The sequence below is a fragment of the Streptomyces sp. NPDC006655 genome (assembly GCF_040703965.1).
In the GTDB taxonomy this organism is placed as follows: Bacteria; Actinomycetota; Actinomycetes; order Streptomycetales; family Streptomycetaceae; genus Streptomyces.
Genome location: NZ_JBEYJU010000024.1, coordinates 26,152 through 41,053 on the forward strand (window position 1 = coordinate 26,152; position 14,902 = coordinate 41,053).

Here is a 14,902-nt window from a genome sequence, read left to right on the forward strand (position 1 = left end):
GATAGTCGAAGGTCACGGCGAAGTCACGGAGAACGGGGTCGGTCGGATCGCTTGACACCCCCGCACGGGCCTCATACTTTGCCGTTCTGAATCGTTTCATCATTCACACCCCACGGGAGCCCCGAAGTGACCGACTCCGCCGCGGTGAAGGCCGCGCTGAAGACCCAGGCCGTCGAGACGCCGTCGTGGGCGTACGGAAACTCGGGGACCCGCTTCAAGGTGTTCGCCCAGGAGGGCGTGCCGCGCTCTCCGAAGGAGAAGCTGGACGACGCGGCGCAGGTCCACGCGGTGACGGGGGTGGCGCCGACGGTGGCGCTGCACATCCCGTGGGACAAGGTGGACGACTATGCCGACCTGGCCGAGCACGCCGAGAAGCGGGGGGTGAAGCTGGGCGCGATCAACTCCAACACCTTCCAGGACGACGACTACCGGCTGGGCAGCATCTGCCACCCGGACGCGGCGGTGCGCAGGAAGGCCGTGGACCATCTGCTGGAGTGCGTCGACATCATGGACGCGACGGGGTCCGGCGACCTGAAGCTCTGGTTCGCGGACGGGACGAACTACCCCGGGCAGGACGACATCCGGGGACGGCAGGACCGGCTCGCGGAGGGGCTGGCCGAGGTGTACGAGCGCCTCGGCGAGGGGCAGCGGATGCTGCTGGAGTACAAATTCTTCGAGCCGTCGTTCTACACCACCGACGTGCCGGACTGGGGGACGGCCTACGCCCACTGTCTGAAGCTCGGCCCGAAGGCGCAGGTCGTGGTGGACACGGGCCACCATGCGCCGGGCACCAACATCGAGTTCATCGTCGCCACGCTGCTGCGCGAGGGGAAACTCGGCGGGTTCGACTTCAACTCCCGGTTCTACGCGGACGACGACCTCATGGTCGGGGCCGCGGATCCGTTCCAGCTGTTCCGGATCATGTACGAGGTGATCCGGGGCGGCGGCTTCACTCCCGACGTGGCCTTCATGCTCGACCAGTGCCACAACATCGAGGCGAAGATCCCGGCGATCATCCGGTCCGTGATGAACGTGCAGGAGGCCACCGCCAAGGCGCTGCTCGTCGACCGTGACGCGCTGGCCGCGGCCCAGCGGGCCGGGGACGTGCTGGAGGCGAACGCGGTGCTGATGGACGCCTACAACACGGACGTGCGGCCGTTGCTGGCCGAGGTACGGGAGGAGATGGGGCTGGACGCCGATCCGATCGCGGCGTACCGGCGGTCGGGGTGGGCCGAGAAGATCGTCGCGGAGCGGGTGGGCGGGGAGCAGGCGGGGTGGGGTGCGTAAGCGTCTGCCTTGATCTGTTTCGTCGCGGGCTGCGGGCCGGGTGTGGCTGGTCGCGCCCGCGCGGCGGTAGCCGCATATCGAATAGAGCCCCGCGCCCCTAAAGGGGCGCATTGCAGTCCCGCTCCTTCAATGAATGGGAAGTCTGATGACCACGCACCCCGAAGCCGCCGCTCTCCTCTCCCGGTCCCATCGACTCGGGGCCGATCCTCGTAACACCAACTACGCCGGCGGGAACACCTCCGCCAAGGGCACCGCCACCGATCCCGTCACCGGTGGGGACGTCGAGCTGATGTGGGTGAAGGGGTCCGGCGGGGACCTCGGCACCCTCACCGAAGGCGGGCTGGCGGTGTTGCGGCTGGACCGGCTGCGGGCGCTGACCGGGGTCTATCCGGGCGTCGAGCGCGAGGACGAAATGGTCGCCGCCTTCGACTACTGCCTGCACGGCAAGGGCGGCGCCGCGCCCTCCATCGACACCGCGATGCACGGGCTGGTGGACGCCGCGCACGTCGATCACCTGCACCCCGACTCCGGCATCGCGCTCGCCTGCGCCGCCGACGGGGAGAAGCTGACCGCGGAGTGCTTCGGGGACCGTGTGGTGTGGGTGCCCTGGCGGCGGCCCGGATTCCAGCTCGGCCTGGACATCGCCGCCGTCAAGGCCGCCAACCCGCAGGCGATCGGCTGCGTCCTCGGCGGCCACGGGATCACCGCCTGGGGCGACAGCTCCGAGGAGTGCGAGGCCAACTCGCTGCACATCATCCGCACCGCCGAGGCCTTCCTCGCCGAGCACGGCAAGGCGGAGCCCTTCGGCCCGGCGATCGAGGGGTACGGCGCGCTCCCCGAGGCCGAGCGGCGGGAGCGGGCCGCGGCCCTGGCACCGCACATCCGCGGGCTCGCCTCGCGGGACCGGGCCCAGGTCGGGCACTTCACCGACTCGGAGGTGGTGCTCGACTTCCTGGCCCGCGCGGAGCATCCGCGGCTCGCGGCGCTGGGCACCTCCTGCCCCGACCACTTCCTGCGCACGAAGGTACGGCCGCTCGTGCTCGACCTCCCGCCGACCGCCCCGGTGGACGAGGCGGTCGCCCGGCTGACGGAGCTGCACGCCGCCTACCGCGAGGAGTACGCCGCCTACTACGAGCGGCACGCCCTGCCCGACTCCCCCGCCATGCGCGGCGCCGACCCGGCGATCGTGCTGGTCCCGGGCGTGGGCATGTTCTCCTTCGGCAAGGACAAGCAGACCGCACGGGTCGCGGGCGAGTTCTACGTCAACGCGATCAACGTGATGCGGGGCGCCGAGGCGGTGTCGGCGTATGCGCCGATCGAGGAGTCCGAGAAGTTCCGCATCGAGTACTGGGCGCTGGAGGAGGCCAAGCTCCAGCGGATGCCGAAGCCCAAGCCACTGGCGACCCGGGTGGCGCTGGTGACGGGGGCCGGCAGCGGGATCGGGAAAGCGATCGCCGAGCGGCTGGTCGGTGAGGGCGCCTGTGTCGTAGTCGCCGATCTGAACGCCGAGAACGCGGCCGCCGTGGCCGAGGAGCTGGGCGGCTCGGACAAGGCCGTCGCCGTGACCGTCGACGTGACCTCCGAGGAGCAGATCGCCGACGCCTTCAGGTCCGCCGTGCTCGCCTTCGGCGGGGTCGACCTGGTCGTGAACAACGCCGGCATCTCCATCTCCAAACCACTCCTGGAGACCACCGCGCGTGACTGGGACCTCCAGCACGACATCATGGCCCGCGGCTCCTTCCTGGTCTCGCGGGAGGCGGCCCGGGTGATGACCGCGCAGGGCATCGGGGGCGACATCGTCTACATCGCCTCCAAGAACGCCGTGTTCGCCGGGCCCAACAACATCGCCTACTCGGCCACCAAGGCCGACCAGGCCCACCAGGTGCGGCTGCTCGCCGCCGAGCTGGGTGAGCACGGGATCCGCGTCAACGGGGTCAACCCGGACGGCGTGGTGCGCGGTTCCGGGATCTTCGCCGGCGGCTGGGGCGCTCAGCGGGCCGCGACCTACGGGATCGAGGAGGAGAAGCTGGGCGAGTTCTACGCGCAGCGGACCATCCTCAAGCGTGAGGTGCTGCCCGAGCACGTCGCGAACGCCGTGTTCGCGCTGACGGGCGGGGAGCTCACCCACACGACCGGACTGCACGTCCCCGTCGACGCGGGTGTGGCGGCCGCGTTCCTGCGATGAGCGGCCCGAGGTCCTACGCCGCGGTCGACCTGGGCGCGTCCAGCGGACGGGTCATGGTCGGCCGGGTGGGCACGGACTCGCTGGAGCTGACCGAGGCGCACCGGTTCGCCAACCGGCCGGTGCGGGTGCCCGAGGGGCTGCGGTGGGACGTGCTCGCCCTGTACGCGGGGGTGCTCGAGGGGCTGCGGGCGGCCGGTCAGGTCGATTCGGTCGGCCTGGACAGCTGGGCCGTGGACTACGGCCTGCTGGACGCCGACGGGGCTCTGCTCGGCAACCCGGTGCACTATCGGGACGCCCGCACCGAAGGGGTCGCCGAGAAGGTGTGGGCGACCCTGCCGGCGGCGGAGCTGTACGGCCGCACCGGGCTCCAGTACGCACCCTTCAACACCCTCTACCAGCTGGTGGCGGCGCGTTCGACCGCCCAGTTCAAGCAGGCCGGGCGGCTGTTGCTGATCCCCGACCTGCTGTCGTACTGGCTGACCGGCGAGCAGGGCACCGAGCTGACCAACGCCTCCACCACCCAGCTGATCGATCCCCGCACCCGCGACTGGTCGTACGAGGTCGCGGACCGGCTGGGGATCGACCTCGGGCTGTTCGCGCCGCTGCGGCGGCCCGGGGACCCGGCCGGGCTGCTGCGGCCCGAGGTGCTGGAGGAGACCGGACTGACGGGACCGGTCCCGGTGACCGCGGTCGGTTCGCACGACACCGCCTCCGCGGTGGCCGCCGTACCGGCGGTGGCCGGTGAACGGTTCGCCTACATCTGCACCGGTACCTGGTCGCTGGCCGGACTCGAACTCGACGCCCCGGTACTGACCGAGGAGAGCCGGGCCGCCAACTTCACCAACGAACTGGGGCTCGACGGCACGGTCCGCTACCTGCGCAACATCATGGGCCTGTGGCTGCTCCAGGAGTGCGTACGCGCCTGGGGCGACCCGGATCTGGGCGGGCTGCTGCGGGCGGCGGCCACCGTGCCGGCCCTGCGGTCGGTGGTGGACGCGCAGGACGCCGCGTTCCTGGCGCCGGGCCGGATGCCGGAGCGGATCGCCGAGGCGTGCCGGGCGTCGGGGCAGCCGGTGCCCGGGACGCCGGGTGAGATCACCCGGTGCATCCTCGACTCCCTCGCGCTCGCCCACTGGCGGGCCGTCGCGGACGCCCGGCGGCTCGCCGACCACCCGGTGGACACGGTGTACGTCGTCGGCGGCGGCACCCGCAACGCACTGCTGTGCCAGCTGACCGCCGACGCCTGCGGGCTGCCGGTGGTGGCGGGCCCGACGGAGGCGGCGGCCCTGGGGAACGTGCTGGTTCAGGCCCGTACCCACGGCCTCGTCGGCGATCTCGCCGGTCTGCGGGGGCTGCTCACCCGCACCCAGCCGCTGACCCGGTACACCCCCCGTGGCGACGCCGCGCGGTGGGCGGCGGCCGAGGCCCGACTCGCCGCGGGGTGACCGGGGTCTCCCGCCGACCGAACCGGCCCACTACTCTGCACTCATCCGATGATCGACCTCTAGGAGCCGCGATGCGTGTCGCCCTGTTCCTGACCTGTGTAAACGACACGCTGTATCCGGACACCGGTCGTGCCGTGGTGAAACTCCTGACCAGACTGGGCGTCGAGGTCGACTTCCCGATGGCGCAGACGTGCTGCGGGCAGGCCCACTACAACACCGGCTATCGCCATGAGACGGAGCCACTGGCCCGGCATTTCTCCGATGTATTCGGGGAGTACGAGGCGATCGTGACGCCGTCGGGATCGTGCGGGGCGATGGTGCGGGAGCTGTATCCGCGGATGGGTGAGCGGGCGCGGGCGGAGGGACGCGGCGGCGGCCTCGCGGCGGCGCTGGCACCGGTGGTGCCGAAGACGTACGAACTGACCGAGTTCCTGGTGGACGTGCTGGGGGTGACGGACGTCGGGGCCTACTACCCGCACCGGGTCACGTACCACCCGACCTGCCACGGGCTGCGCGGCCTGGGGCTCGGCGACCGGCCGCGCCGGCTGCTCCACGCCGTGCAGGGCCTGGAGTTGGTGGAGCTGCCCGGCGCGGAGGAGTGCTGCGGTTTCGGCGGCACGTTCGCGCTGAAGAACTCCGACGTCTCGGCGGCGATGGGCACCGACAAGGTGCGCAACGCCGAGTCGACGGGTGCCGAGGTGCTGTGCGCGGCCGACAACTCCTGCCTGATGCACATCGGCGGCACCATGACCCGGCTCGGCAGCGGGATGCGGCCGGTGCACATCGCGGAGATCCTGGCGAGCACGGAGGAGGAGCCGGCCGCATGAGCGGAACATTCGTCGGCATGCCGGCCTTTCCGAAGGCCGCGCACGAGGCCGTCAACAACCCGACCCTGCGCGGCAATCTGCGCCATGCCACGCACACCATCCGCGCCAAGCGGGCCGGCGCCGTCGCCGAGGTGTCCGACTGGGCGGAGCTCCGCGAGGCGGGCAAGCGGATCAAGGACCAGACGCTCCGTCACCTCGACCGCCACCTGGTCCAGTTGGAGGAGTCCGTGACGGCCGCGGGCGGTACGGTCCACTGGGCCGCGGACGCCGACGAGGCCAACCGGATCGTCGCCGACCTGGTCAGGGCCACCGGCGAGACGGAGGTCGTGAAGGTCAAGTCGATGGCCACCCAGGAGATCGGGCTGAACGAGGCCCTGGAAGCCGAGGGCATCCGGGCCTACGAGACCGATCTGGCCGAACTGATCGTCCAGTTGGGCAAGGACCGCCCCTCGCACATCCTGGTCCCGGCGATCCACCGCAACCGCGGTGAGATCAGGGACATCTTCCGCCGCGAGATGGGCGAGTGGGGGCGCCCGGCCCCGGAAGGCCTGAGCGACACGCCCGCCGAGCTCGCCGAGGCGGCCCGGCTGCACCTGCGGGAGAAGTTCCTGCGCGCCAAGGTCGGCGTCTCCGGCGCCAACTTCATGGTCGCCGAGACCGGCACCATGGTCGTGGTCGAGTCCGAGGGCAACGGGCGGATGTGCCTGACCCTTCCCGAGACGCTGATCTCCGTCGTCGGCATCGAGAAGATCGTGCCGACCTGGCAGGACCTGGAGGTGTTCCTCCAGACGCTCCCCCGGTCCTCGACCGCCGAACGCATGAACCCGTACACGTCGACCTGGACCGGCACCACCGACGGCGACGGCCCGCGCGCCTTCCACCTGGTGCTGCTCGACAACGGCCGCACCGACACCCTCGCCGACGAGGTCGGCCGCCAGGCCCTGCGCTGCATCCGCTGCTCGGCCTGCCTCAACGTCTGCCCGGTGTACGAACGGGCCGGCGGCCACGCCTACGGCTCCGTCTACCCGGGTCCGATCGGCGCCATCCTCAGCCCCCAACTGCGGGGCACGGCCAGCGAGATCGACGCCTCGCTCCCCTACGCCTCCTCCCTGTGCGGGGCCTGCTACGAGGTCTGTCCGGTCGCCATCGACATCCCCGAGGTGCTGGTGCACCTGCGGGAGCGGGTGGTGGAGGGCGGCGAGGCGGTCCGGAGCGGCAACAAGGTGGTGCTCAAGCCGGCCAAGGGGCACGCGGCCGAACGGGCGGCGATGCGGGCGGCCCGCTGGGCGTTCTCGCACCCGGCCGCGCTGCGCACCGGCCAGCGGCTCGCCTCCCGCAGCCGCCGCCTGCATCCCCGTACGCTGCCGGGCCCCGGCCGGGCGTGGAGCGGGACCCGGGACCTGCCCGCCGTACCGGCGGAGCCGTTCCGGGACTGGTGGCAGCGGACGGGCGGCGGAAAGGGGGACGCCAAGTGAGCAGCAGGGAACGGATCCTGGGCCGGGTACGGCGGGCCCTGGCCGACGTGCACGGCGAGGACACGCCCGTCGAGCGGGCGTACCTGCGCGAGCACGGGGCGCGGAGCGTCGAGGAGACGGTGGAACTGCTCGCCGAGAACCTGGCGGACTACCGGGCCGTCGTGCACCGCTGCGCCCAGGGCGAACTGGCCGCCGTGATCGGGCGACTGCTCGCCGAGCGGGGTTCGACGCGGGTGCTGGTGCCACCGGGGCTGGACCAGGGGTGGCTCGCGGCGACCGACGCCGAACAGGTCACGGACCGCGCCGACAGCACCCCGTACGAGCTCGACCGGATCGGGAGCGTGGTCACCGGGTGCGCGGTGGCCGTCGCCGAGACCGGCACCCTCGTGCTGGACGGCGCCCCGGACCAGGGCCGCCGCCGGATCACGCTGATCCCCGACCACCACATCTGCGTCGTCCGCGTCCCGGGCCAGGTCGTCTCCTCGGTGCCGCAGGCACTCGGGCGCCTCGACCCGGCCCGCCCGCTGACCTGGATCTCCGGGCCGTCGGCGACCAGCGACATCGAGCTGGACCGGGTCGAGGGGGTGCACGGCCCCCGCACCCTGGAGGTGGTGCTGGTCACCGGCGGCCGGCCGAGTGCCGAGGCCGATCAGGGGACGGGCGCGCGCGGCCAGGACGGGTCGCGGCTAACGTGAGGGAATGATCCGGTTCGAGCAGGTCACCAAGCGGTATCCGGACGGTACGACCGCCGTGGACGGCCTCTCCTTCGAGGTGGCCGAGGGTGAGCTCGTGACGCTGGTCGGCCCGTCCGGCTGCGGCAAGACCACGACCATGATGATGGTCAACCGGCTCATCGAACCGACGTCGGGCCGGATCCTCGTCGACGGTCAGGACATCGCCGAGGCCGATCCGGTGCGGCTGCGGCGCCGGATCGGCTATGTCATCCAGCAGGTGGGCCTGTTTCCGCACCGCACGGTCCTCGACAACACCGCGACCGTCCCGGCTCTGCTCGGCTGGAAGCGGGCGAAGGCCCGGGCGCGGGCCGCCGAGTTGCTGGAGCTGGTGGGTCTGGACCCCGGCACCTACGGGCCGCGCTATCCGGACCAGCTCTCCGGCGGTCAGCGGCAGCGGGTCGGCGTGGCGCGGGCGCTGGCCGCCGACCCGCCGGTGCTGCTGATGGACGAGCCGTTCGGCGCCGTCGACCCGGTGGTGCGGGAGCAGTTGCAGGACGAGTTCCTGAGGATGCAGGCCGCCGTGCGCAAGACGGTGCTGCTGGTCACGCACGACATCGAGGAGGCGGTCCGGCTCGGCGACCGGATCGCGGTGTACGGGCAGGGGCGCATCGAACAGTTCGACACGCCAGGCGCGGTGCTGGGTGCGCCCGCCACCGCGTACGTCGCCGGGTTCGTGGGCGCCGACCGGGGGCTGAAACGGCTGTCCGTCACCGATGTCGAGGCGGACGACCTGGAGCAGCCGCCGGTCGTGCGGCTGGACGAGCCGGCCGAGGGCGCCGTCGCACGGATGCGGGGCGAGGGTGCCCGGTGGGCCGTGGTCCTGGACGCGCGCGGCGATCTGCACGGCTGGGTCGGCCTGGACGAGTTGGCGGCGGGCGGCCGGGTGAGCGAGCGCGTCCACCGGATGACCGCCTGGGTACCGGTGGGCGCCCCGCTGAAGCAGGCGTTCGGTGTGATGCTCCAGCACGACGCCGGTTGGGTCGCGGTCCTGGACGGCTCGCGTTTCCTCGGGGTGCTGACCCCGGCCGGGCTGCACGAGGCGTTGCGCCGCTCGGTGGACGCGGACGCCCGCGGGATCCCGCGGGGCCAGGTGCCGTTCGACTCGGTGTCCGAGGCCTGACCGGCGGCGGCCGGCGGGCGTCAGCAGTACGTCATCGGGCAGCCGCGGCGCACGGAGTGCTGGGCGGCCCGCAGGTACAGCGCGACGTAGAAGGCGGCGTCCAGGTCCTCGGCCCACGGCCCGGGACGGGCGGTGGCCGCTCTCTCGGCCGCGCCCTCCAGGAACCACATGGTCAGATCGAGGTTGTCACAGGCCTCGGGTATCACGTCGACGGGAAGCCGGATCGCCGCCGCCATCCGCTCGGCGAGCGCGAGCACCTGGGGTGCGCCGGCGACCGTCGTCTCGTCGGCGTACGCGTTCTCCACGGGCAGCCGGATCTCCTCGTCGAGGGAGAGCGGCACCAGCACCGACCAGCTCAGCAGCAGCCCCGCCTCCCGCTCCGACAGGTGCTCACGGCACAGCTCGCCGAACCCGTCCATGGGCGGTACGAGCTTCTCCTCGAACGACTGCCCGGAGCCCCGCACGAGGCCGGTCCGCTCGGGCACGGACGTGTACGGCGCGCGACCGCGGCGCCGCAACTCCGCGTCGAGGGCCGCGGCGACGGCACCGTGGCCGCCCTCGTCGTCCTCGTCGCCGGCACCGCCGAACCAGTCCTCCGCACCGACGCTCACCAGGTAGATCCCCATGCCCGGCAACGTACCGCCCGGCACTGACAACGGCCCTCGGCCCTCACTTCACCAGGCCCTTGTCCCTGAGCCAGGTCCGGGTGACGTCCGAGGCGAGCCGCCGCCAGCTGTCGACCTGCTGGTTCATGGCGGCCAGATCGGCGGTCGTCAGGACGTCGTTGAGTCGGCCGAGCGCCCTGATCACCCGTTCGCCGCCCGCCCGCGACCGGTTGACGACCGGGACGACGTAGTCGGCGTTCTGCAGGTGCCGGTCGTCGGCGAGGAGGACCAGGCCGAACTGGCCGAGGGTGGCGTCGGTGGTCGTGGTCAGCACCATCTGGTCCTGACCGTTCTGCACGGCCCGCTTGGCCTGCGTGGTTCCGACGCCCTTGGGGTCGACGGCGGTGATGTCGATGCCGTAGACCTTCTTCAGCCCGGGCTCGCAGTACGGCCGTTGCACGCACTCGTCGCCCGCGGCGAGCCGCACCGGCAGTCCCGCGGCCCCGAGGTCGCTCAGCGTCCTGAGATGATGCCGGCGGGCGTAGGCGGCGGTCACCGCGAAGGCGTTCTGGTCGACGGCCCGGCCCGGGTCGAGGACGGTGAGGCCGCGGGGGGTCGCCAGGCGGCGCAGCGCCTTCATCGTGGTGGCGAGGTCCGGGGAGCCGACGGGCGGTGCGCCGGGGCCGTTGGCTTTCGCGTCGAGCCAGTCGGCGAAGGTGGCCGCGTACTCGGGGACGACGTCGATCTGCCCGGACTCCAGGGCCGGTTCGTAGATCTCCCGGTTGGCGACGGTGAGGAGCGAGGTCCGGTAGCCGGCCTGGTCGAGCAACTGGGCGTACAGCTGGGCGAGCAGGTCGCTCTCGGTGAATCCGGCGGAGCCGACGGTCAGGTGCCGGCTGTCGCCCGGGGGTGCGGTGACCTCGCCGCGGTGCTCCAGGGACGGTCCTGTGGTGCAGGCGGCGAGGGCGAGCAGCAGCGCGGCCGCGGCCGCCGTGCGGCACCTCACCGCGAGCCCCGCGTCCACACCGGGGCGAGCCGTTCGGCGGCCTCGAAGACGCCCTCGACGACCAGCGCGAACGCGGCGACCAGGATCGCCCCGGCGACCACCATGGGCGTGCTGGCCAGGTTGAAGCCGGCCGTGATGATCCGGCCCAGTCCGCCGCCGCCGGCGAGGGCGGCGATGGTGGCGGTGGCGACGAGCTGGACGGCGGCGATCCGCACCCCCGTGAGGACCATGGGAAAAGCGAGCGGGAGTTCCACCCGGAAGAGCGTCTGCCGCCCGGTCATCCCCATCCCCCGTGCCACCCGCACGACGCTCCGGTCCACCTCGCGCATGCCGACGTAGGCGTTGGTGAGCAGGGGCGGTACGGCGAACAGCACGAGCGCCACCACCGTGGGGCCCTCGCCCCAGCGTCCGACCGGGGTGAGCAGCAGCAGGACCAGGACGGCGAAGGTGGGGACGGCCCGGCCGACGTTGGAGATGTTGACGGCGAGCGCGCCGCCCCTGCCGAGGTGGCCGAGGACCAGGGCGACCGGGAGGGCGATCAGGCAGCTGACGACCAGGCAGACGACGGTCAGGACGAGGTGCTGGAGCAGCCGGTTGCCGATGCCGTCGGCGCCCGCCCAGTGCGCGGCGTCGGTGAGCCAGGCCCAGGCGTCGGCGAGCGTCCTCATGCGCGGGCCGCCCGGGCCCACGGGGTGATCAGCCACTGGACGCCGAGCAGCAGCAGGTCGGCCAGGACGGCGATGACCACGCACAGCACGGACGCGGTGAGCACCTGGGCCTTGAAGTAGGTGTTCATACCTGCGTAGATCAGGTTGCCGAGTCCGCCGAAGCCGACGATCGCCCCGATGGTGACCAGGGAGACCGCGGAGACGGTGGCGATGCGCAGCCCGGCCATCGCGGCGGGCAGGGCGAGGGGCAGTTCCACGGTGAGCAGGAGGCGGACCGGGCCGTAGCCGAGACCGCGGGCGGCCTGCCGGGTCTCCTCGGGGACGGCGCGCAGGCCCGCGAGGATGTTGCGGACCAGCAGTGTGAGCGAGTAGAGCACCAGGCCGGCGACGACGAGGGTGGCCGAGAGTCCGTAGAGGGGCAGGAGCAGGGAGAACATCGCCAGGGAGGGGATGGTGTAGAGGACCGTCGTCACCCCGAGGACGGGTCCGGACGCCCAGCGCCAGCGGCGGGCGAGCACGGCCAGCGGCACGGCGACGACCAGCCCGACGGCCACCGAGACGACGGTGAGCCGGAGGTGCTGGCCGACGGCGTCGAGCAGGATCTGCCGGCGGCTGGAGAGGTAGGCGCCGCAGATCCACTCGTTGCGCGCGAGGCAGTCGTTCGGGGGCGCGGTCACGCGTCCATTGCATCGGAGGGGCGAGCGGCTCGGCGCGTTGTGGTGATCCGTCCGGGGTCGCCGAGGGTGGCACGCGAGCTGAACAAGCGCTTAGATAGCTGGGTCAGAGTTACGCCCCCCAGGTCGGAGGCCCCGTTGTTCACTTCCGTCGACGACGTCTCCGCGCGCCTCGCGGAGACCGGCTACCTCGCCTCCCCCGCGGTCGCCACCACCGTCTTCCTGGCCGACCGGCTGGGCAAACCGCTGCTCGTCGAGGGACCCGCCGGGGTCGGCAAGACCGAGCTGGCGAAGGCCGTCGCCGAGGTCGCCGGAGCCAGGCTGGTCCGGTTGCAGTGCTACGAGGGCGTGGACGAGTCCCGGGCGCTGTACGAGTGGAACCACGCCAAGCAGCTGCTGCGGATCAGCGCGGGCCGCGACGAGAGCTGGGACGAGGCCCGGACCGACATCTTCAGCGAGGAGTTCCTGCTCCCCCGTCCGCTGCTCACCGCGATCCGCGGCGACGACCCCAAGGTCCTGCTGATCGACGAGACCGACAAGGCCGACGTCGAGGTGGAGGGCCTGCTCCTGGAGGTGCTCAGCGACTTCCAGGTGACCGTCCCCGAGCTGGGCACGGTCACCGCGACCCGCCGCCCCTTCGTGGTGCTCACCTCCAACGCCAGCCGTGAGCTGTCCGAGGCGCTGCGCCGCCGCTGCCTGTTCCTGCACATCGGGTTCCCGGACGAGGAACTGGAGCGGCGGATCGTACGGCTGAAGGTGCCGGGCCTGACCGCGTCGCTGACCGAGTCCGTCGTACGGGTGGTCGGGGCACTGCGCGCGATGGACCTGCGCAAGGTGCCGTCGGTCGCGGAGACGATCGACTGGGCGCGCACCCTGCTGGCGCTGGGCGCCGACACGCTGGACGAGCAGGTCGTCCGGGACTCCCTGGGCGTGATCCTCAAGCACCAGGACGACATCCAGAAGGCGGCCGCCAAGCTGGACCTGGACGCGTTGTGAGCGCGGGGGCGGACGCCCGGGCCGACTCCGCCGACCTCGCCGGCCGGCTCACGGGGCTGGTCGGGGCGCTGCGGGCGCACGGGGTGCGGGTCGGGACCGGGGAGACCGTGGACGCGGGGCGGGCGGTCGAGGCGCTGGGCCTGGCCGAACGGGAGCCGCTGCGGGAGGGGCTGGCCGCGACGCTGCTGCACGGCACCGGGCAACGGGCCGTGTTCGACCAGGTCTTCGACCTCTACTTCCCGCGCGGGGTGGGCGGTCCCGGTGCCGGGGGCGCCGACCGGGACGAGCTGCGGGAAGAGCTCGCCGCCGCGCTCGCCGACGACGACACCGCACGGCTCGGGCAGTTGGCGGCGCGGGCCGTGGACGGCTTCGGCGGGTACGGGAGTTCGCCGGGCTCGGACGGCTGGTCGTCGTACCAGACGCTGGACCGGGTGCGGCCGCAGACGCTGCTGGCGCGGGTGCGGGCGGACGTCCGGGCCCGGGACGGGAACGCCGCGGGGTTCGCGGACCGGCTGCTCGACGACGAGATCAGGCGGCGGATCGAGGCGTTCAGGGGCATGGTCGCGGCCGAGGCCAGGCGCCGGGTGGCGGAGCGGCGCGGGCGGGACGAGATCGCCCGGCGGGCGGTGCCACCGAGCGCCGACCGGGTGGACTTCCTGTTCGCCGGACGCGACCAACTCACCGAGCTGCGCAGGGCGGTGCAGCCGCTGGCACGGAAGCTGGCGACCCGGCTGGCCGCGCGCCGCCGCCGGGCCGCGCGGGGCACGATCGACCTGCGGCGCACCCTGCGCGGCTCACTGTCCACCGGCGGGGTGCCGATGCGGCCGGTGCTGCGCCGCCGCCGGCCGGTCCGCCCCGAGCTGGTCCTGCTGTGTGACGTCTCCGGCTCGGTGTCCGGGTTCTCCGACTTCACGATGCTGCTGGTGCAGGCGCTGCACGACCAGTTCAGCAAGGTACGGGTGTTCGCCTTCGTCAACCGGATCGACGAGGTGACCGGGCTGCTGGAACACGGCCGGGCCGATCCGGAGGGGCTCGGCGCCCGGATCCGCGCCGAGGCGACGCTCACCGGCTGGCACGGCAGCAGCGACTACGGCATGGCGCTGGGCGAGTTCGCGGAGCGGTACGGCGCCGCGGTGGGGCCGCGCACCACCGTGTTCGTGCTGGGGGACGCGCGCACCAACAACCTCGACCCCAACCTGGGCGCCGTCCGCGGGATCGCCCGGCAGGCACGGCGCGTCTACTGGCTGAATCCGGAGCAGCGCTCGCTGTGGGGCACCGGTGACTCGGCGGCGCCCGAGTACGCGGCGCTGGTGGAGATGCACGAGTGCCGCACGGCCCGCCAGCTCAGCGCGCTGATCGGGCGCCTGCTGCCGGTGTAGCGGACAGACAAGGGTGCCGTCGCCCCACAGGGTGACGGCACCCGTTCGCCGGCTCTCAGCCCTCCTTCGCCTTCGCGTAGTCGGTCGCCATACCGCCGGCGAAGTCGTAGAGGATGACCTGTTCGTCGCCCACGACCCAGGCCTCGTGCCCCGGCGGGCAGACGAAGACGTCGCCGGGGCCGATCTCGCCCTCGCCGCCGTCGTCCATGACCAGGTGCATCCGGCCCTGCACCACGTATCCGTTGTGGTGGACCATGCAGGTCCCGGTGCCCGCGATCGGTCCCACCGACTCCGTCCAGCGCCAGCCAGGCTCGAAGGTGGCAATGGCGAAGTCCAGGCCGGTCATGTGCACGGCTTCGAGATGGCCGCGGGGGAAGTCACGCCGCTCGTCCGGCTTGTCGACCGTCTTGATCTCCAGCATGCCGGTGTCCTCCCTTCCGGCCGCTCACCGCAGCCGGGGCCGGTCTCCGCCGCCCGGAGGCCGCGGCCCCACCACTCCAT

The 14,902-nt window shown here is 72.6% G+C and carries 14 protein-coding genes; 9 read left to right on the forward strand and 5 right to left on the reverse strand.

The window, feature by feature from the left end; translation table 11 throughout:
- Nucleotides 1–126 precede the first annotated feature (126 nt).
- From rhaI to AB0958_RS16355, 7 genes are all read left to right on the forward strand, one after another.
- Nucleotides 127–1,287: an L-rhamnose isomerase gene (gene rhaI, locus AB0958_RS16325; protein WP_366891099.1), complete on the forward strand. Its 1,161-nt coding sequence runs from the start codon at nt 127–129 to the stop codon at nt 1,285–1,287.
- Nucleotides 1,288–1,432: 145 nt separating this feature from the next.
- On the forward strand, nt 1,433–3,472 hold the full coding sequence (locus tag AB0958_RS16330) for a bifunctional aldolase/short-chain dehydrogenase (RefSeq protein ID WP_366891100.1): 2,040 nt from the start codon (nt 1,433–1,435) through the stop codon (nt 3,470–3,472).
- Nucleotides 3,469–4,917: a rhamnulokinase family protein gene (locus AB0958_RS16335; protein ID WP_366891101.1), complete on the forward strand. Its 1,449-nt coding sequence runs from the start codon at nt 3,469–3,471 to the stop codon at nt 4,915–4,917. Before AB0958_RS16330 ends, AB0958_RS16335 begins: the two co-directional genes overlap by 4 nt.
- 71 nt (nt 4,918–4,988) lie before the next feature.
- The gene (locus tag AB0958_RS16340; RefSeq protein WP_366891102.1) at nt 4,989–5,744 is read left to right on the forward strand and encodes a (Fe-S)-binding protein; all 756 of its coding nucleotides are present in this window, start codon (nt 4,989–4,991) and stop codon (nt 5,742–5,744) included.
- A complete protein-coding gene (locus AB0958_RS16345; protein ID WP_366891103.1) occupies nt 5,741–7,219 on the forward strand; it encodes a LutB/LldF family L-lactate oxidation iron-sulfur protein in 1,479 nt (492 codons plus the stop codon). The genes AB0958_RS16340 and AB0958_RS16345 overlap by 4 nt, the downstream gene beginning before the upstream one ends.
- Complete coding sequence (locus AB0958_RS16350; protein WP_366891104.1) at nt 7,216–7,914, forward strand: LUD domain-containing protein; 699 nt, start codon at nt 7,216–7,218, stop codon at nt 7,912–7,914. The genes AB0958_RS16345 and AB0958_RS16350 overlap by 4 nt, the downstream gene beginning before the upstream one ends.
- Before the next feature lie 4 nt (nt 7,915–7,918).
- A complete protein-coding gene (locus AB0958_RS16355) occupies nt 7,919–9,073 on the forward strand; it encodes a betaine/proline/choline family ABC transporter ATP-binding protein (RefSeq protein WP_366891105.1) in 1,155 nt (384 codons plus the stop codon).
- 20 nt (nt 9,074–9,093) lie between these two features.
- Here AB0958_RS16355 and AB0958_RS16360 read toward each other — a convergent pair whose 3' ends face one another.
- Genes AB0958_RS16360 through AB0958_RS16375 form a run of 4 tightly spaced genes read right to left on the reverse strand, consistent with a single transcriptional unit; the run spans nt 9,094 to nt 12,029 of the window.
- Nucleotides 9,094–9,699, reverse strand: coding sequence for a hypothetical protein (locus AB0958_RS16360; protein ID WP_366891106.1), 606 nt, complete (start codon nt 9,697–9,699; stop codon nt 9,094–9,096).
- Nucleotides 9,700–9,742: 43 nt separating this feature from the next.
- Complete coding sequence (locus AB0958_RS16365) at nt 9,743–10,684, reverse strand: ABC transporter substrate-binding protein (RefSeq protein WP_366891107.1); 942 nt, start codon at nt 10,682–10,684, stop codon at nt 9,743–9,745.
- The gene (locus AB0958_RS16370; RefSeq protein WP_366891108.1) at nt 10,681–11,352 is read right to left on the reverse strand and encodes an ABC transporter permease; all 672 of its coding nucleotides are present in this window, start codon (nt 11,350–11,352) and stop codon (nt 10,681–10,683) included. The genes AB0958_RS16365 and AB0958_RS16370 overlap by 4 nt, the downstream gene beginning before the upstream one ends.
- Entirely contained in the window at nt 11,349–12,029 is a 681-nt protein-coding gene (locus AB0958_RS16375) for an ABC transporter permease (RefSeq protein ID WP_366891109.1), read from the reverse strand. Before AB0958_RS16375 ends, AB0958_RS16370 begins: the two co-directional genes overlap by 4 nt.
- 135 nt (nt 12,030–12,164) lie before the next feature.
- On the opposite strand from AB0958_RS16375, the gene AB0958_RS16380 reads away from it, so the two are divergent.
- Both AB0958_RS16380 and AB0958_RS16385 read left to right on the forward strand, forming a co-directional pair.
- Nucleotides 12,165–13,022 (forward strand): MoxR family ATPase, encoded by an 858-nt coding sequence (locus AB0958_RS16380; protein ID WP_366891110.1) that lies wholly within the window; start codon nt 12,165–12,167, stop codon nt 13,020–13,022.
- On the forward strand, nt 13,019–14,401 hold the full coding sequence (locus AB0958_RS16385; protein ID WP_366891111.1) for a VWA domain-containing protein: 1,383 nt from the start codon (nt 13,019–13,021) through the stop codon (nt 14,399–14,401). Before AB0958_RS16380 ends, AB0958_RS16385 begins: the two co-directional genes overlap by 4 nt.
- Before the next feature lie 55 nt (nt 14,402–14,456).
- On the opposite strand, the gene AB0958_RS16390 is transcribed toward AB0958_RS16385, so the two are convergent.
- Nucleotides 14,457–14,822, reverse strand: coding sequence for a cupin domain-containing protein (locus AB0958_RS16390; RefSeq protein ID WP_366891112.1), 366 nt, complete (start codon nt 14,820–14,822; stop codon nt 14,457–14,459).
- Nucleotides 14,823–14,902 lie beyond the last annotated feature (80 nt).